The sequence below is a fragment of the Spirillospora sp. NPDC046719 genome, assembly GCF_040645715.1.
Taxonomy (GTDB): Bacteria; Actinomycetota; Actinomycetes; order Streptosporangiales; family Streptosporangiaceae; genus Spirillospora.
Genome location: NZ_JBEYYT010000040.1, coordinates 1 through 16,236 on the forward strand (window position 1 = coordinate 1; position 16,236 = coordinate 16,236).

The window sequence follows — 16,236 nt, forward strand, 5'->3', positions numbered from 1 at the left end:
TGGGGGGTTGTGTGGCCGGGGGGGGGGTGTTGTTGGGGGGGGGGGGGCGGGCCGCGACCCCCCCCCAGACCGAACAGGCAGGAGTACGGGGACATGGACGTCAAGCTGACGCAGAAGAGCCAGGAGGCGGTGTCGGTCGCGGCCCGCAGGGCGGCGGCCGAGGGGCACCCCGAGGTGGAGCCGCAGCACCTGCTGGTGGCGCTGATCGGGCTGCCGGAGGGCACCGCGGTGCCGCTGCTGGAGGCGGTCGGCGCGGACTGGCAGGCGGTCCGGCGGCGGGCCGAGGAGCAGCTGGCGGCGATGCCGAAGGCGCAGGGCTCGACGGTCGCGACGCCGCGGCTGTCGGGGCAGCTGAGCCGGGCGATCAACACGGCGGGGGCGCGGGCGCAGCAGCTGGAGGACGAGTACGTCTCGACCGAGCACCTGCTGGTCGGGCTCGCGGCGGACGGCGGCCCGGCGGCGGGGCTGCTGAAGGAGTTCGGGGCGACGCCGCAGGCGCTGCTGGACGCGTTCGAGAAGGTGCGCGGGCACGCCCGCGTGACCAGCGAGAACCCGGAGGGCACCTACCAGTCGCTGGAGAAGTACGGCGTCGACCTGACGGCGGCGGCGCGCGACGGCCGGCTGGACCCGGTGATCGGGCGGGACTCGGAGATCCGCCGGGTCGTGCAGGTGCTGTCGCGGCGGACGAAGAACAACCCGGTGCTGATCGGCGAGCCGGGCGTCGGCAAGACCGCCGTCGTCGAGGGCCTCGCGCAGCGGATCGTGGCGGGCGACGTGCCGGAGTCGCTGCGCGGCAAGCGGCTGGTGTCGCTGGACCTCGGCGCGATGGTCGCGGGCGCGAAGTTCCGCGGCGAGTTCGAGGAGCGGCTGAAGGCCGTCCTGAACGAGATCAAGGAGTCGGAGGGGCAGGTCGTCACGTTCATCGACGAGCTGCACACCGTCGTCGGGGCGGGCGCCGCCGAGGGCGCGATGGACGCCGGCAACATGCTGAAGCCGATGCTGGCGCGCGGCGAGCTGCGGATGATCGGCGCGACGACGCTGGACGAGTACCGGGAGCGGATCGAGAAGGACCCGGCGCTGGAGCGCCGGTTCCAGCAGGTCTTCGTCGGCGAGCCGTCCGTGGCGGACTCGATCGCGATCCTGCGCGGGCTGAAGGGCCGCTACGAGGCGCACCACAAGGTGCAGATCAACGACTCGGCGCTGGTCGCGGCGGCGACGCTGTCGGACCGCTACATCACGTCGCGGTTCCTGCCGGACAAGGCCATCGACCTGGTGGACGAGGCCGCGTCGCGGCTGCGCATGGAGATCGACTCCCGGCCCGTCGAGATCGACGAGCTGCAGCGCGCCGTGGACCGGCTGAAGATGGAGCAGATGAACCTGGAGAAGGAGACCGACGAGGCGTCCCGGCAGCGCCTGGAGCGGCTCCGCGCCGACCTGGCGGACAAGCAGGAGCATCTGAGCGGCCTGAACGCCCGCTGGGAGCGGGAGAAGGGCGAGCTGAACCGGGTCGGCGAGATCAAGGAGCGGATCGACCAGCTGCGCGGCGAGGCGGAGCGGGCCGAGCGCGACGGCGACCTGGAGACGTCCTCGCGGCTGGTGTACGGGGAGATCCCGGAGCTGGAGAAGCAGCTGGAGGCGGCGTCGGAGGCGGCGGACAGCCGCGACACGATGGTGAAGGAGGAGGTCGGCCCGGACGACGTCGCGGACGTGGTCGCGTCCTGGACGGGCATCCCGGCGGGCCGGCTGCTGGAGGGCGAGACGGGCAAGCTGCTGCGGATGGAGGAGGAGCTGGGGCACCGGCTCATCGGCCAGTCCGCCGCGGTGAAGACGGTGTCGGACGCGGTGCGCCGTGCGCGCGCGGGGATCTCCGATCCGGACCGTCCGACGGGCTCGTTCCTGTTCCTCGGCCCGACCGGCGTCGGCAAGACGGAGCTGGCGAAGGCGCTCGCGGAGTTCCTGTTCGACGACGAGCGGGCGATGACCCGCATCGACATGAGCGAGTACTCCGAGAAGCACTCCGTCGCGCGGCTCGTCGGCGCGCCTCCCGGGTACGTCGGCTACGAGGAGGGCGGCCAGCTCACCGAGGCCGTCCGGCGCCGCCCGTACTCCGTCGTCCTGCTGGACGAGGTGGAGAAGGCGCACCCGGAGGTGTTCGACATCCTGCTCCAGGTGCTGGACGACGGGCGCCTCACCGACGGGCAGGGCCGCACGGTCGACTTCCGCAACACCATCCTGATCCTGACCTCCAACATCGGGTCGCAGTTCCTGGTGGACCCGGCGATGGAGAACGGGGTGAAGCGGGAGGCGGTGTGGGCCGCGGTCCGCGACTCCTTCAAGCCGGAGTTCCTGAACCGGCTGGACGACGTGATCCTGTTCGACGCGCTGTCCACGGAGGAGCTGACCCGGATCGTGGACCTGCAGGTCGACCGGCTCGCCGACCGCCTCGCGGACCGGCAGCTCACGCTGAAGGTGACGGAGGCGGCGCGCGAGTGGCTGGCGCTGACCGGCTACGACCCGCTGTACGGGGCGCGGCCGCTGCGCCGCCTGGTGCAGACCGCGATCGGCGACCAGCTCGCCCGCGAGCTGCTCGCCGGGGACGTCCGCGACGGCGACGAGGTGGTCGTCGACCTCGACGAGGCCGCCGACCGGCTCACGGTCCAGCCCTCCCGGGGGCTGACCCTCACCAAGTAGGGATCTTGCGACGGCTCCGCTCGGGGGCACAATGGCGGCGGAAGTCGCCGTCCCTCGAGTGGAGCCGTCGCGCGTGGAATACAGGATTTCGGAGCAGGGCCAGGAGGCGTTGAGAGCGGCGGTGCGCCGGGCGGCCGGTGCGGGCCACGCCGAGGTGGGGCCGCCGCATCTGCTGGCGGCGCTGCTGGACGACGCCGAGGTCGGCGCGCTGCTCACGTTCACCGGCTTCGGCGCCGTGGCGTTGCGGGAGGAGACGGAGGGGCTGCTCGCGCGGCTCCCTGCGGGTTCCGGGGAACCCGGCACCGCGCCGCGGTTGTCGCCTGCGGTGGTCAGGGCGGTCGCGGCGGCGTCCGAGGAGGCCGGGGGCGCGGAGGTGTCGGCCGTCGATCTGCTCGCCGGGCTCACCGCCGGGGACGACCCGGCGGGGCGGCTGCTGCGCGCGAAGCACGTGACCCGGCAGCGGCTGCGCAGCGAGCAGGCAGGGCGGGAGGTCGTCCGGTCGCCGTACGCGCGGGACCTGACGCTGCGGGCCCGGGAGGGAGCGCTCGAACCGGTCGTCGGCCGCGCGGCGGAGTCGCGGCGGCTGGTCGAGATCCTCTCCCGGCGGGACGGCGGGAACGCGCTGCTCGTCGGCGAGCGCGGCGCGGGCAAGAGCGCCCTGGTCGCGGGCCTCGCGCACCGCGTCGAGGCGGGCGACGTCCCGGCCGCGCTGCGCGGCGTCCGCGTGGTCGCGCTCGACCTCGCGGCGATGCCGGACGGCGAACTCGACCGGATCACGGCGGCGGCCCGGCGCGGCGGCGTCGTGCTCGTGCTGGACGATCTGCACGCGGCGGCCCGTCCCGGCTCCCCGGTGCTCGCGGCGCTCGGCCGCCTGACGGACCCGGACGCGCCGCGGGTGATCGCGACGGCGACGCCCGCCGGGGAGCGGGAGCGCCTCGCGGACCTGCCGGTGCTGCGCCGGCATTTCCAGCGGCTGCCGGTGGCGGAGGCGTCCGTCGAGGACACCGCGATGGTCCTGCGCGTGCTGCGCGCGCGCTTCGAGGAGCACCACGGGATCACGATCCGGGACGCGGCGCTGGTCGCGGCGGCGCGGCTGGCGGACCGGTTCGGCGGCCGCGTCCGGCCGGGCGCCGCCGTCGAGCTGCTGGACGAGGCGGCGACGCGGCTCCAGGTCGACGCGGACGGCGCGCCGGAGGAGCTGCGGGAGCTGGAGCGCAGGGCCGCCCGGCTGGAGATCGAGCGGTTCGCGCTGCTCAAGGAGGACGACGCCGCGTCCCGGGAGCGGCTCGCGGAGCTGGACCGGAGGCTGTCGGACGTGCGGCTCGACGAGCGCGTGCTGCGGGACCGGTGGTACCGGGCGCGGGACGACCGCGACCGGACCGCGGACCTGCGGCGCCAGGTCGAGGACGTCCGCGCCGAGGCGGAGCGGGCGCAGCGCGACGGCGACCTGGAGACGGCGGCGCGGCTGCTGTACGGGGAGCTGCCCGAGCTGGAGCGGCGGCTCGCGGAGGCCGCCGAGCGGGACGCGGCGGCCGGGGCGCCGGACCGTGCCGAGCTGCGCGAGGACGACGTCGCGCGCGTGGTCTCCGATGTTCCGGCCGCTCCGGTCGACCCGATCGACCCGGTCGACCCGATCGGCCTGGTCGACCTGGACGCCACCGACGAGCCCGGCGACCTCGTCCAGCAGGCGGTGGACGAGTCGGCCTTTCAGGAGGCGGCCGGCGAGCCGGACGTGCCCGCCGGGAAGGGCGCCGACGCGGCGTGGGCGCCGCGTCCTCGGCCCGCTTCCCCGTCCCGGACCGGATCGTCCGAACCGTCCGAGCCGTCCGAGCCGGACGCGGAGACGGCGGGGGCTCCCCTCGGCCTCGCCGACCCCCGGGCCCTCGGCCGTTACCGGCTGCTGCGGCGGCTCGGGCAGGGCGGGCAGGGCGTGGTCTACCTCGCCGAGGACGCGGACGGGCGGCGCGTCGCGGTCAAGGTGCTGCACGCCGCCGCGCTGGACCATCCCCGCGCGCGGGAGCGGTTCTTCCGGGAGATCGAGGCCGCCCGGCGGGTCGCGTCGTTCTGCACGGCGCAGGTCCTGGACGCCGACTTCGCGGGCGAGCTGCCGTACGTGGTGAGCGAGTACGTGACCGGCCCGTCGCTGCGGCGGGCCGTCGCCGAGGAGGGGACGCGCTCGGGCGGTGCCCTGGACCGGCTGGCGATCGGCACGATCACGGCGCTCGCGGCGATAGCGGAGGCGGGCATCGTGCACCGCGACTTCAAGCCGGACAACGTGCTGCTCGGCCCGGACGGTCCCCGCGTCATCGACTTCGGGATCGCCCGGATCACCGACGCCGGCTCGTCCGTCACCGGGCAGGCGATCGGCACGCCCGCGTACATGGCGCCCGAGCAGATCGAGGGCGGGCGCGTCGGACCGGCCGCCGACGTGTACGCGTGGGCCTGCACGATGGTGCAGGCGGCGACGGGGCGGCCGCCGCACGGGGCGGACTCGATCCCGCAGATCATGTACCGCAAGCTGCGCGGGGAGGCCGATCTCGGCGACTTCCCGGCGCGGGCGTCCGCGCCCCTGCGCGCGCTGGTCGGCGAGGGGCTGCGGACCGCGCCGGGGGAGCGGCCGGCGGCGCGGGACGTGCTGCTGCGGCTGATCGGCCACGACGCCCCGGCGCCGACCCGGCTGCTCGCCGAGGGCGCCGCCCGCGCCACCGGCGCTCCCTGAACCGGCGGACGGCCCGGAGGTCCGCCCCCGGGCCGTCCGTGCGCCGCTCAGATCTCGAGGTTCTCCTCGATGTCGCGGAGGCGGTGGCGGGCGAGGGCGAGGTTGGCGCGGCCCCGGTCGAGGGCCATGTAGAGGAACAGGCCCTTGCCCTTGCGGCCGGTCACGGGCCGGATCAGGTGGTACTGGGCGGAGAGGCTGATGAGGATGTCCTCGATCTCCTCCTTGATGCCGAGCTGCTCGATGGTGCGGAGCTTGGCCCGCACGACCTCCGTGTTCCCGGCCGCGGCGACGTTGAGGTCGAGGGCCTTGGAGCTGCCGAGGTGGCCGAGGGCCATCCCGCTGTTGAAGTCGACGACGGCCGCGCCGATGGCGCCGTCGATGGTCATCATTTCCTTGAGCGACAGGTCCAGGTCGGACATGGGTCTCTCCTTTTCGGTTCGTCGTGCCCTTTCGGTTCCTCGTGCGGGGTCAGGTGCGGCCGAGGTGCGCGGCGATGGCGCGGGCGGCGGGGCGGGCCTCCAGGTGGAGGCGGCCGACGTTGACGCCCGCCTCGGCGAGGACGGTGAGGGACGCGGTGGGCCCGGCGGCGTAGGTGACGACGTAGCCGTCGACGCCGCGGATGACGACCTCGTGGAAGGCGCCGCCGTGCGCGGTCTGGGCGATGCGGTGCGCGAGGGACAGCCCGGACGCGGTCACCGCCGCCATGCCGGACGGTTCGACGGACGGCGGGAGGTCCGCGGCGACGAGCAGCCCGTCGGCGGACGCGACGAGGCTCCCGGTGAGCCGCGGGACGCGGGCCCGCAGCGTGCGGAGTTCCGCCAGCACGTCCGGTTCGGTCGTCGGCGCGGTCACGGTCCCGGCTGGTACGGCCACCTTCGTCAGCCTTTCGATCAGTTTCCCGAAGCGGTCGCGCACGTCACCCGAGCTCCACCAGGGCGGCCCGGAGCCGTGCGAGCAGGTCGTGGTCGGCCGGCGCCCATCCGGCGGGCGGCTCGGCCGGCAGCGGCGGACCCGGCGGACCCGGCGGTGCGGGCGCGCCGGCCGCCGAGCCGTGCGCCAGATCGTGCGCCGGGCCGTGCGGGCGGGTGCGCAGCAGCGCCGCCGCGGCGAGGCCGCGCACCGCGAGCAGGCAGGCGAAGGCCGTCCGCCTGAGGTCGCGGGCCAGTTCGCCGGGGGTGCGCCGCCCGTCGGCGTTGAGCAGGATCTCCGCCTGGAGCCCGGTGAGGATGACGCGCTGGCGCCGGACGCGCCGCACCGGCTCGACGGGCGCCGCGTCGACGTCGTCGTAGGGCCAGGCGGAGTGCAGGAGGGTGCGGCGCCGGCGCCGCTCGTGGACGAGCGTCGCCGCGGTGATCCGCCGCGCGGGCCCCTGTGCCGGGGGCGGCCCGTCGGTGAACACCGGCTCGGCCCCTGAGCCGAGCAGGAAGTAGGCGGCGTCGAACAGCGCGAGCAGCGCCGGCAGTTCGGGGTCGGGGCCGCCGAGGGCCCCGGTCAGGTCGCGCGGGCCGGGGGCGTGCCGGCTCTCGGCGCGGGTGACGGCTCCGCCGTCGAGGTGGAGCGCGCCGTCGTCGCCGACGCGGAGCAGGCCGGTGGCGCGTTCGCGTTCCAGCATGCCGAGCGTCCGGGCGACGCGGTCGCCGGGCTCCGCGGGGATCCCGGTTTCTCCGGGGTGGCCGTGCGCCATTTCAGCGTCCGGTCATTTCGTCGACGAGGCCCTGCAGCCGCAGCCGCGCGAGGGCGAGGTTGCCTTTGTCGCGGTCGACGAGCAAATGGACGAACAGATGGCCGTCGAGGTCGGCTCCGGTGAGGGCCAGCAGGTGGTATCCGCCGCTGCCGCAGACGATGATCTCCTGGACGTCGTCGCCGGCGGCGGTGGCGCTGAGCGCGGGCGAGCCGAGCACGGCGCGGACGACGTCGGTGGCGCCGGCGGCGTCCTCGTGCTGGTCGACGAGGTCCTCGCGGCCGGCGCTCGCGACGGCGAGGCCGCTCGCGCAGTCGATCAGGGTCACCCGCTGCGCCCCGGGGATCGTCATCATCCGTGCCAGGCAGTCGTCGATACCGGCCACTCATTCCCCCACCGAATGAGAGTTGCAGGAAAGCCACCATAACCCGGTTTTTGTCTCTCACAACACGAAAGTGTTGATGTGCCACAGAAGGCATGAAACGGGGTATAAATACCAATCAGTATCAGAACCGGTCAGCGCCGTCCGGGGTGCGGAAGGTGCCCGGAGGGGTGGAATCGGCCGGAACTTTCGTGGCTGTTGCGGAATGACCGCAATCGTCAGTCCGCGCGCCGCTCGGCCTCCGCGAGGCGGCCCGCGAGGAACCGGCGGTCGGGCTCCGCGCGGGCCAGCGCCAGCGCCTCCCGGTACGCGTCCGCCGCCTCCCCGGCGCGGCCGAGCCGCCGCAGCAGGTCCGCGCGCGTCGCCGGGAGCAGGTGGTAGCCGTCGAGCCCCTCGATCGTCTCGACCAGCGCCAGCCCCGCCGCCGGACCGTCCGCCATCGCCACCGCGACGGCCCGGTTCAGCCGGACGACCGGCCCCGGGCTCATCGCCTCCAGCCGCCCGTACAGCGCGGCGATCTGCGGCCAGTCCGTCTCCTCCGCCGCCGCGGCCGTCGCGTGGCACGCCGCGATCGCCGCCTGCACCTGGTACGGGCCCGGCTCCCCGCGGCGCAGCGCCCCGTCCAGCAGCCGGACGCCCTCCGCGATCCGCGCGGCGTCCCAGCGCGAACGGTCCTGCGCGTCCAGCGGCACCAGGTTCCCCTCGGCGTCCTGGCGGGCCGCGCGGCGCGAGTCCTGGAGGAGCAGGAGGGCGAGCAGGCCGTGCACCTCCGGCTCGTCCGGCATCAGGCCGGCCAGGACGCGGGCCAGCCGGACCGCCTCCGCGCACAGGTCCGCACGGACCGGGTCCTCCCCCGCCGTCGCCGCGTACCCCTCGTTGAACAGCAGGTACACGACGCCGAGCACCGCCGCCGTCCGCTCCGGCAGCAGGTGCGCGGGCGGCACCCGGTACGGGATGCCCGCCTCCCGGATCTTGCGCTTAGCGCGGACCAGCCGCTGCGCCATCGCCGGCTCCGCGACCAGGAACGCCCGCGCGATCTCCGCCGTCGTCAGCCCGAGCAGGGTGCGCAGCGTCAGCGCGACGCGGCCCTGCATCGGCAGCGCCGGATGGCAGCACGTGAAGATCAGCCGGAGCCGGTCGTCGGGCACGCCGCCGGTGTCCGCCGGCTCGTCCGGACCGGTCATGGTGCTCAGCTCCCGCAGCTTCTCGCGTTCGGCGGCGCCGCGCCGCAGCCGGTTCACTGCGTGGTTGCGGGCGGCCGTGGTCAGCCAGGCGCCGGGGCGGCGCGGCACCCCGTCGGCGGGCCAGCGCTCCAGGGCGCGCGCGAACGCCTCCTGGGCGCACTCCTCGGCGAGGTCCCAGTCGCCCGTCATCCGGATGAGCGTCGCGACGACGCGGCCCCACTCCTCGCGGAACGCCGCCGCGACGGCCCCTTCGGTGTCCGTCAGTCCTCCCGCCACGGCCACAGCGGCCTGACCTCGATCGAGCCGCCGCGCGCCACCGGGTGCGCCGCCGCGACCTCCAGCGCCTCCTCCAGGTCGGCGCACTCGATGAGGTCGAAGCCGAGGATCTGCTCCTTGGTCTCGGCGAACGGCCCGTCCGACAGCAGCGTCTCGCCGCCGCGGACCCGCACGGTCGTCGCGGTGTCGGACGGGCGCAGCCGGTCGCCGAACCTGCGCACGCCCCGCCCGTCCATCTCCGCGACCCACGTCTCGGTGTCGGCGATCATCGCCGCGCGCTCCTCCGGCGACGGCTCGGGCCCGCCCTCGACACCGCAGATCAACAGCATGTACTGCATGGTCCCTCCTTCTACTTCACTCTGACTCGTTCCGGCTCCGGAACTGTGCGCCGGGCCGGCGCCGCGAGCAGCACGCCCGCGACGAGGGCGCCGGCCAGGGCGATCCCGGCCGACACGTCGAACGCCCCGCGGAACCCCGCGGTGAGGGCGGCGGGGCCGGTCCCGTCCGTCCAGGTCTGGACGGCGGTGGACGCGGCGGCGACGCCGAACGCGCCGCCGAGCTGGAACGACGCGGTGTTGATCCCGGACGCGAGGCCCGCGTCCCCGGCGGCGGACCCGGCGAGCGCGGCGACCGACCCGGCCACCCCGCACGCGCCGAGCCCGGACCCGAGCAGCGCCAGGCCCGGCAGCAGCCCCGCCGCGTACCCGGTGCCGGCGGTCACCCGGCCGAGCGCCAGGCAGCCCGCCGCCATGACGGCGAGCCCCGCCACCGCAACGGGACGCACCGCGCAGCGTCCGAGCGCCGCCTGCGCCGCGTACGACCCGGCGACCGCCGCCACCGGCAGCACCGCCGTCGCGAACCCGAACGCCAGCGGCGAGTACCCGAGCACGCCCTGCGCGTACTGCGACACGGCGAACGACGTCCCGAACACCGCCGTGGCCGCCGCGAGCGTCACCGCGTTCCCGCCGGTCAGCGTCCGCGACCGGAACGTCCGCAGCGGCACGAGCGGCGCCGCCGACCGCGACTCGGCCCGCACGAACGCCGCGCCCGCGACGACCGCGACCGCGAACGCGCCCGCCGTCCACGGGCTCGTCCAGCCCTCCTCCGGCGCGCGGACCACGCCGAACACCGCCGCCGTCACCGCGAGCGTCACCGCCACCGCGCCGGCCGGGTCGTACGCGCGCGCCGCGCCCCGGCTCTCGGCCAGCAGCAGCGGCCCGAGGACGAGCAGCAGCGCCGCGACCGGCACGTTCAGGAAGAAGATCGCCCGCCAGCCGAGCACGTCCGTCAGCGGGCCGCCGGCCAGCAGCGCCGCCGTGCCGCCGAACCCGCCGACGCCGCCCCACACGGCGATCGCGCGGTGCCGCTCGGGCCCCTCCCCGAACGTCGCGGTGACGATCGACAGCGCGCTCGGCGCCATCAGCGCCGCCGACAGCCCCTGGAGCACCCGCGCGCCGATCAGCGCCCCGCCGGTCCAGGCCAGCCCGCACGCCAGCGACGCGACGAGGAACAGCGCCGTCCCGGTGAGGAACGTCCGGCGGCGTCCGGCCAGGTCGGCGGCGCGCCCGCCGAGCAGCAGCAGGCCGCCGAACCCGAGCAGGTAGGCGCTCAGCACCCACTGCGCGCCGCTCGCCGCGAGCCCGAGGTCCCGCTGGATCGACGGCACGGCCAGCAGCACGATCTGCGAGTCGAGGATCACCATGAAGTTGGCCGCGCAGAGCAGTGCCAGTGCCTTCCACCTGCGCGGATCCGGTTCCGCCATCTCGATTCGCCCTCCCGTGCCGACGCCTTCGCACAGACGACAAACGGGAACGGCCGGAATCGACACCCGGCCCGGATCTTTTTCCGGCGGCCGGGCTCGGCGGTAGCGTGAGGTGATTGCCGAGCAAGCATATGTTTGGGGTACGGATGGAGTTCGTCGACGCGCACGTGCACTACTGGGACCTGAGCGCCCACGAGGAGTGGTACCCGGGCCTTCGGCGGTTCTTCCCGGAGGTGTACAGCGACTACCTGCCGGACGACCACCGCGCGGACGCGGCGAAGGCGGGCGTCGACGTCACCGGGGTCGTGCACGTCTCCGCGACGTCCGCGCCGCGCGCCTACCTCGCCGAGACGAGCCTGCTCGACGGCATGCACCGCGCCGACCCGGCCCGTCCCGCCGCGATCATCGGCGGCCTCGACCCGCGCCGGTCACCGGACACCGTCGAGGAGGACCTCGACGCCCAGGCCGCCTCCCCCGCGTTCCGCGGCGTCCGGATGCTCAGCGGCGTGGACCCGGCGTCCGCCGCGACGGTCCGCGCGCTGCGCCTGCTCGCCGACCGCGGCCTGGTGTTCGACCAGATCATCCGGCCCGCCGAGGCCGCCGCGTACGTGCCGCTGCTGTCCGGCGCACCGGACCTCGCGGTCGTGGCCGAGCACGCCGGCTGGCCCGACCCGGACGAGCCCTTCGCCGACTGGCGCGCCGGGATGGCGCGACTCGCGGCGCTCCCGAACGTGCACTGCAAGATCTCCGGCCTCGGCATGGCGCTCCGCACCACGGCGGCCCGCGACCTGCGCCCGTACGTCGAGAGCTGCCTCGACCTGTTCGGCGTCGACCGCTGCTTCTTCGCGAGCAACTTCCCGGTGGACGGCGTCGGCGGCACCTACACCGACCTGCTCGCCGCCTACCGGGAGATCACCGCGCACCTGACCGGACCCGAGCGCCGGGCCCTCTTCTCCGCCAACGCCCGCCGCCGCTACCGCCTCGGCGGCTGAGGCCCGCCGCACCGGTCAGAACCGTCCGCAGGCGACGAAGACGCCCATGGCCAGGTAGGTCACGTTCGCCAGGACGGCCACCCGCTCGTGGCGGCGAAGGTGGGTGGCCATCGCGCCGACCATCAGCAGCACCCAGCAGACGGCGGTCACCGGCACCATGACGGGCGCGATGCCGACGATGGCGGGCACCACGATGCCGATCGCCGCCAGGATCTCGACGGCGCCGAGCGTCTTGACGAACGCGGCGCTCCTGTCGCCGGTCCAGGCGCCGCCGGGGGCCGCGGCCAGCGTCTCCTTCGGCACGAGCACCTTCGTCGCGCCGCCGAACAGCATGACGGCGCACAGCAGGCCCGCGACGATCCACAGCGCGAGGTCCATGGGGTTCTCCCTCCGGAGTCAACGTGTCGTGCACAAGACACCGGGCTCCGGGGCCGTGTCACGGGCGGCGGCCGTGAGACGCGTCACGGGCGGGCGCCGGTCACGCGCCCGTCGTGGAACCGGGGCGGACGATCATCACGATGGTGACCGCGGCCCACAGCACGTTGAACACGCCGGTCCGCATCGCGATGCGGGCCGGGGCGAGGAGTCCGAAGCGGGAGGTGCCCGCGGCGGCGACGGCGCGGTCCTGGGCGGGCAGGATCAGCAGCGCCAGGACGGCGGCGGCGACGGCGGTCAGCACGATCGAGACGATCAGCCAGGCGTCGCCGAGGACGCCGAGCGCGCTCGCGGTCGTGAAGCCGAAGGCGGGGACGGCGAGGCCGACCACCGCGTAGACGCGGCAGATGCGGTTCAGCGTCCGGAGGGTCGCGAGGGCCTCGGAATCGTCCGGAGCGGCCTGCGCGCGGCGCAGCGCCGGAGGGAACATGCTCGCGGCGACCGCGACCGGCCCGATCGCGATCACCGCGGCCAGGACGTGCAGGATCAGGAAGACCTTCGCCACGGTCAGCGCTCCCCGGCGGGCACGGGGCCGGCGGCGCGCCAGACGGTGCCGCGCCGCTCGTAGGCGAACAGGTCCTCGACGGCGTGCGCGATCCGCGGGCCGACCTCGCGTTCCAGCAGGTAGAGCCCGAGGTCGAGGCCGGAGGTGACGCCCCCGGCGGTGACGAGGTCCCCGTCGTCGACGACGCGGGCGCGCACGGCGCGGGCGCCGGCGGCGCCGAGCATGTCCATGCCCAGGTGGTGGGTGACGGCGTGGCGCCCCTCCAGCAGGCCGGCCATGGCGAGGACGAGCGAGCCGCCGCAGACGGTCGCGACCGTCACGTCCGGGTCGTCCATCGCGGTCTTGAGCAGGGCGGGCAGCTCGGTGGTGAGGGTGCGTCCCAGCAGGGCGGGGACGGTGTCGTCCGGGCGCGGCTCGCCCGTCCCGGCGTCGTGGCCGGGGGTCTCGCCGGTGTCGTCGAGGCGGCCGGACGCCCCCGGGACCACGATGACGTCCGCGCGTGCGGGGTCGAGGGCGGCGGTGGCGCGGAGCGCCAGCCCGCCGGTGCCGCCGACGACGTCGCGCGGCCCCTCGGCGGAGACGAGTTCCACGCTCACCGCCCCGGACGCGGCGCCGCCGGCGTGCAGCACCTCGAAGGGGGCGACGGCATCGAGCGGATCGAAGCCGTCGAACAGGACGATCTGGGCATGCATGAGGGCTCCTTCGGTAGCGGGTGCCGGGATCACGGCCGACGCTAGAGGCCCTCCGCCCTCGTTCCCCAGTGGCATTAGTGCCAGCCTTCAACGGATTAATGCCAACGCCCGGATCACGCCTCTGAACTGGGCCGACGAGCAATCAGCGCCCTGCCCGCCATGTCATTCCGCCCGGCGTGGAGGTAGGTTCTCGCCATGCACACCGTCGCCGTCCTCGCGCTGGACCGGGTGATCCCGTTCGACCTGGCCACGCCGATCGAGGTGTTCACCCGCACCCGGCTCCCGGACGGCCGTCCCGGCTACCAGATCCGGGTGTGCGCCGAGCGGCCGGAGATCGACGCGGGCGCCTTCACCCTCCGCGCGCCCTGGGGACTGGACGGGCTCCGAGGGGCGGACACCGTCATCGTCCCCGGCACCGCGACCCCGCTGGACCCGCTGTCCCCTGCCGTGCGGGACGCGCTCCGGGCGGCGGCGGAAGGCGGCACGCGCATCGCGTCCATCTGCTCGGGGACGTTCCCCCTCGCGGCCACCGGGCTCCTCGACGGGCTGCGCGCGACCACGCACTGGCTGGCCGCGGACCGGCTCGCCGCCGCCCACCCGGAGATCGACGTCGACCCGGACGTCCTCTACGTCGACAACGGGCGGATCCTCACGTCCGCCGGCGCCGCCGCCGGCCTGGACCTGTGCCTGCACCTGATCCGCCGCGACTACGGCTCCGCGGTCGCCGCCGACGCGGCCCGCCTGTCGGTCATGCCCCTCGAACGCGAGGGCGGGCAGGCGCAGTTCATCGTGCACGACCACCTGCCCACGCCGCGCGGCTCCGCCCTCGAACCGCTGCTCGGCTGGCTCGAGGACAACCTGGCCCGCGACCTGTCGCTCGCCGACATCGCCGCCCGCGCCGGGACCAGCACCCGCACCCTGATCCGCCGGTTCCGCGAGCAGACCGGCACGACGCCGCTGCAGTGGCTGCACCGCGCCCGCGTCCGCCGGGCGCAGCACCTGCTGGAGACCACGGACCACCCGGTCGAGCGCATCGCCGCGCAGGTCGGGTTCGGCTCGCCCACCGCGTTCCGCGACCGCTTCAAGAAGACGACCGGCGTCAGCCCCCATTCCTACCGCCGCGCCTTCAGCTGACCGCCCGCAGCGCTCGGCACTCTCCGGAACGGAACGCCGCACCCCCGGACCAATGACACGATCTTGGACATGGATCAGGACGAGACCCGGACCATCGAGGCGCGCGGCGAGGGCCTCGTCGCCGCGGCCCTCGCGGGCGACGCGAAGGCCGCCCGCGCGCACACCGACTTCTTCGTGTTCGGCCGCCGCGTCGACGAGGGGATCCCCTACTGGGAGCGGGCGGTGGAGGCGGGCGACGCCTTCTCCGCGTACACCCTCGCCCGCTACCGCAAGATCCGCGGCGACCGCGCGGAGGCCGAGCGGCTCTACCGGCTCGCCGCCGACCGCCACTCCGGCTGCGCCTACGGCCTGGCCGTCCTGCTGAAGGAGAACGGCGACCCGGAGGCGGCCCGGTGGTTCCGGGAGGGCTGGGACATGGGCCGCCTCGACTGCAAGATCGAGCTGGGCAGGCTCCTCGCGGCCGAGGGGAAGCCGGCGGAGGCGGCCGCGTTCCTGATGAAGGACGCCGGGATCGGGGACATCGCGGTCTTCCGGTGGGTGCAGCTCTTCGAGGGCGTCCGCGAGACGTTCGACGGGATCGCCGCCGCCCTCGACGCGGCGGAGGAGACCGGGGACGGCGACGCCGCCGTGGAGGCCCTGGCGCCGCTCGACGGCATGGACCGCGAGTTCAAGGACTACCCCGGGCTGGCGACCGAGGCCGAGGAGTACCTCCGCAGGGCCGGGGCGCTCAGCCCGCGGGCGCTCGTGGAACACGCGATCTTCCTCGAGCGGCAGTGCGCCGGCGACCGCTGGGCCGAGGCCCGCGACCTGCTCCTGCGCTCCCACGCGGCGGGGTACACCGGCGCGTCCTACGTCCTGGGCGTGTTCCACGAGGAGCGCGGCGACCTCGCCGAGGCCGAGCACTGGTACGCCCTCGCCGCCGACGCGGGACACAACGCCGCGGGGCTGAGGCTCACCAGGATGTACCTGCTGCAACGCCGCCTCGACGAGGCCGAGGCACGGCTCGGCGGCCTCGATCCCGAGGACGAGGCCGTCGCCGAGCGCCTCGCCCTCCTCGCCGAACTCCGCGACGAGGACGAGGTACCGCCCGACCAGGATCTGCGCCGGCTGCCCGACCTGCGCGAACGCGCCGAGGCCGGGGACGTGCAGGCGTCGTACGCGTACGGGAGGATGCTCTACGAGTGGTGCGACGCGGCGGAGCGCTCGACGGTCCGCTGGTACGAACCCGCGGCGCTGGCCGGCGACGCGGCGGCCGCCGCCGATCTCCGGGAGCTCTACCGGACCCTGGGCGATCCCGTCCGCCGCGACCACTGGACGCGGGTCGCGGCGGAGGCCGGTGACCGCGGCGCCTGCAACGCCATGGCCTGGCTGTCCGACTACCACCGCGACTACCAGGAGGCCGAGAGGTGGTACGTCCGCGCGGCCGACGGCGGCAGCGCGCTGTACGCGATGATGGCGGGCAAGGCCCTCGCCCAGCGCGGCAAGTACGAGGAAGCCGAGCCGTACCTGCGCAGGGCCTGGGAAGAGGGATCGGACGAGGCGTTCGGCACCGAGACGGCGGGCTACTACGGCCTCGTCCTGAACCGGACCGGACGCCACGATGAGGCCGTCGACCTGCTGAGCATCGCCGCCGCGAGTTGGTGGGAGGACGTCAGGTCGCGCTACGACTCCGACGACCTCGACATGCTCTCCCGCATGATGGACCCCGAGGAGGAGCTGAAGGCCGCCGAAGAGGCGCTCGCGGCCGGCTGACGAACCCGGCGACCCCGCCGCCGTCCCCCGG

At 75.1% G+C, this 16,236-nt stretch carries 15 protein-coding genes; 5 read left to right on the forward strand and 10 right to left on the reverse strand.

Annotated elements, in window-relative coordinates:
• The first annotated feature begins 93 nt into the window (after positions 1–93).
• Positions 94–2,691 (forward strand): ATP-dependent chaperone ClpB, encoded by a 2,598-nt coding sequence (gene clpB / locus ABZ914_RS10130; RefSeq protein ID WP_500192683.1) that lies wholly within the window; start codon positions 94–96, stop codon positions 2,689–2,691.
• Between the two features lie 73 nt (positions 2,692–2,764).
• Entirely contained in the window at positions 2,765–5,410 is a 2,646-nt protein-coding gene (locus ABZ914_RS10135; RefSeq protein WP_500192684.1) for a protein kinase domain-containing protein, read from the forward strand.
• Positions 5,411–5,457: 47 nt separating this feature from the next.
• Here ABZ914_RS10135 and ABZ914_RS10140 read toward each other — a convergent pair whose 3' ends face one another.
• The 7 genes from ABZ914_RS10140 to ABZ914_RS10170 all read right to left on the reverse strand — a co-directional run bounded on the left by ABZ914_RS10140 (position 5,458) and on the right by ABZ914_RS10170 (position 10,695).
• On the reverse strand, positions 5,458–5,829 hold the full coding sequence (locus ABZ914_RS10140; protein ID WP_500192685.1) for a hypothetical protein: 372 nt from the start codon (positions 5,827–5,829) through the stop codon (positions 5,458–5,460).
• Positions 5,830–5,878: 49 nt separating this feature from the next.
• Positions 5,879–6,262: a roadblock/LC7 domain-containing protein gene (locus ABZ914_RS10145; protein ID WP_387024521.1), complete on the reverse strand. Its 384-nt coding sequence runs from the start codon at positions 6,260–6,262 to the stop codon at positions 5,879–5,881.
• 64 nt (positions 6,263–6,326) lie between these two features.
• Positions 6,327–7,094: a hypothetical protein gene (locus ABZ914_RS10150; RefSeq protein ID WP_500192686.1), complete on the reverse strand. Its 768-nt coding sequence runs from the start codon at positions 7,092–7,094 to the stop codon at positions 6,327–6,329.
• Between the two features lies 1 nt (position 7,095).
• Positions 7,096–7,476: a hypothetical protein gene (locus tag ABZ914_RS10155; protein ID WP_500192687.1), complete on the reverse strand. Its 381-nt coding sequence runs from the start codon at positions 7,474–7,476 to the stop codon at positions 7,096–7,098.
• Positions 7,477–7,691: 215 nt separating this feature from the next.
• Entirely contained in the window at positions 7,692–8,933 is a 1,242-nt protein-coding gene (locus ABZ914_RS10160) for an RNA polymerase sigma factor (RefSeq protein WP_500192688.1), read from the reverse strand.
• Positions 8,918–9,271, reverse strand: coding sequence for a YciI family protein (locus tag ABZ914_RS10165; RefSeq protein WP_500192689.1), 354 nt, complete (start codon positions 9,269–9,271; stop codon positions 8,918–8,920). The genes ABZ914_RS10160 and ABZ914_RS10165 overlap by 16 nt, the downstream gene beginning before the upstream one ends.
• Before the next feature lie 11 nt (positions 9,272–9,282).
• On the reverse strand, positions 9,283–10,695 hold the full coding sequence (locus tag ABZ914_RS10170; protein WP_500192690.1) for an MFS transporter: 1,413 nt from the start codon (positions 10,693–10,695) through the stop codon (positions 9,283–9,285).
• A gap of 146 nt (positions 10,696–10,841) precedes the next feature.
• Between ABZ914_RS10170 and ABZ914_RS10175 the strand changes: the two genes are divergently transcribed.
• Positions 10,842–11,687 (forward strand): amidohydrolase family protein, encoded by an 846-nt coding sequence (locus ABZ914_RS10175; RefSeq protein WP_500192691.1) that lies wholly within the window; start codon positions 10,842–10,844, stop codon positions 11,685–11,687.
• 15 nt (positions 11,688–11,702) lie between these two features.
• Here the strand turns inward: ABZ914_RS10175 and ABZ914_RS10180 are convergent, their stop codons facing one another.
• The 3 genes from ABZ914_RS10180 to ABZ914_RS10190 all read right to left on the reverse strand — a co-directional run bounded on the left by ABZ914_RS10180 (position 11,703) and on the right by ABZ914_RS10190 (position 13,319).
• Positions 11,703–12,065, reverse strand: coding sequence for a DoxX family protein (locus ABZ914_RS10180; RefSeq protein WP_500192692.1), 363 nt, complete (start codon positions 12,063–12,065; stop codon positions 11,703–11,705).
• Between the two features lie 100 nt (positions 12,066–12,165).
• The gene (locus ABZ914_RS10185; protein WP_500192693.1) at positions 12,166–12,627 is read right to left on the reverse strand and encodes a hypothetical protein; all 462 of its coding nucleotides are present in this window, start codon (positions 12,625–12,627) and stop codon (positions 12,166–12,168) included.
• A gap of 2 nt (positions 12,628–12,629) precedes the next feature.
• Positions 12,630–13,319, reverse strand: a complete 690-nt coding sequence (locus ABZ914_RS10190; RefSeq protein WP_500192694.1) for a DJ-1/PfpI family protein — start codon at positions 13,317–13,319, stop codon at positions 12,630–12,632.
• Between the two features lie 195 nt (positions 13,320–13,514).
• Here ABZ914_RS10190 and ABZ914_RS10195 point away from each other — a divergent pair, with 195 nt between their 5' ends.
• Positions 13,515–14,453 carry a GlxA family transcriptional regulator gene (locus tag ABZ914_RS10195; RefSeq protein WP_190850758.1) on the forward strand — a complete coding sequence of 313 codons (939 nt, stop codon included), beginning with the start codon at positions 13,515–13,517 and terminating at the stop codon, positions 14,451–14,453.
• Positions 14,454–14,522: 69 nt separating this feature from the next.
• Positions 14,523–16,205: an SEL1-like repeat protein gene (locus tag ABZ914_RS10200; RefSeq protein ID WP_500192695.1), complete on the forward strand. Its 1,683-nt coding sequence runs from the start codon at positions 14,523–14,525 to the stop codon at positions 16,203–16,205.
• Positions 16,206–16,236: the final 31 nt, after the last annotated feature.

Coding starts and splice junctions, on each gene's coding strand:
- ABZ914_RS10195 (WP_190850758.1), top strand. CDS start 13,515: ATGCACACCGTCGCCGTCCTCGCGCTGGACCGGGTGATCCCGTTCGAC.
- ABZ914_RS10200 (WP_500192695.1), top strand. CDS start 14,523: ATGGATCAGGACGAGACCCGGACCATCGAGGCGCGCGGCGAGGGCCTC.
- ABZ914_RS10175 (WP_500192691.1), top strand. CDS start 10,842: ATGGAGTTCGTCGACGCGCACGTGCACTACTGGGACCTGAGCGCCCAC.
- clpB (WP_500192683.1), top strand. CDS start 94: ATGGACGTCAAGCTGACGCAGAAGAGCCAGGAGGCGGTGTCGGTCGCG.
- ABZ914_RS10190 (WP_500192694.1), bottom strand. CDS start 13,319: ATGCATGCCCAGATCGTCCTGTTCGACGGCTTCGATCCGCTCGATGCC.
- ABZ914_RS10150 (WP_500192686.1), bottom strand. CDS start 7,094: ATGGCGCACGGCCACCCCGGAGAAACCGGGATCCCCGCGGAGCCCGGC.
- ABZ914_RS10140 (WP_500192685.1), bottom strand. CDS start 5,829: ATGTCCGACCTGGACCTGTCGCTCAAGGAAATGATGACCATCGACGGC.
- ABZ914_RS10180 (WP_500192692.1), bottom strand. CDS start 12,065: ATGGACCTCGCGCTGTGGATCGTCGCGGGCCTGCTGTGCGCCGTCATG.
- ABZ914_RS10170 (WP_500192690.1), bottom strand. CDS start 10,695: ATGGCGGAACCGGATCCGCGCAGGTGGAAGGCACTGGCACTGCTCTGC.
- ABZ914_RS10165 (WP_500192689.1), bottom strand. CDS start 9,271: ATGCAGTACATGCTGTTGATCTGCGGTGTCGAGGGCGGGCCCGAGCCG.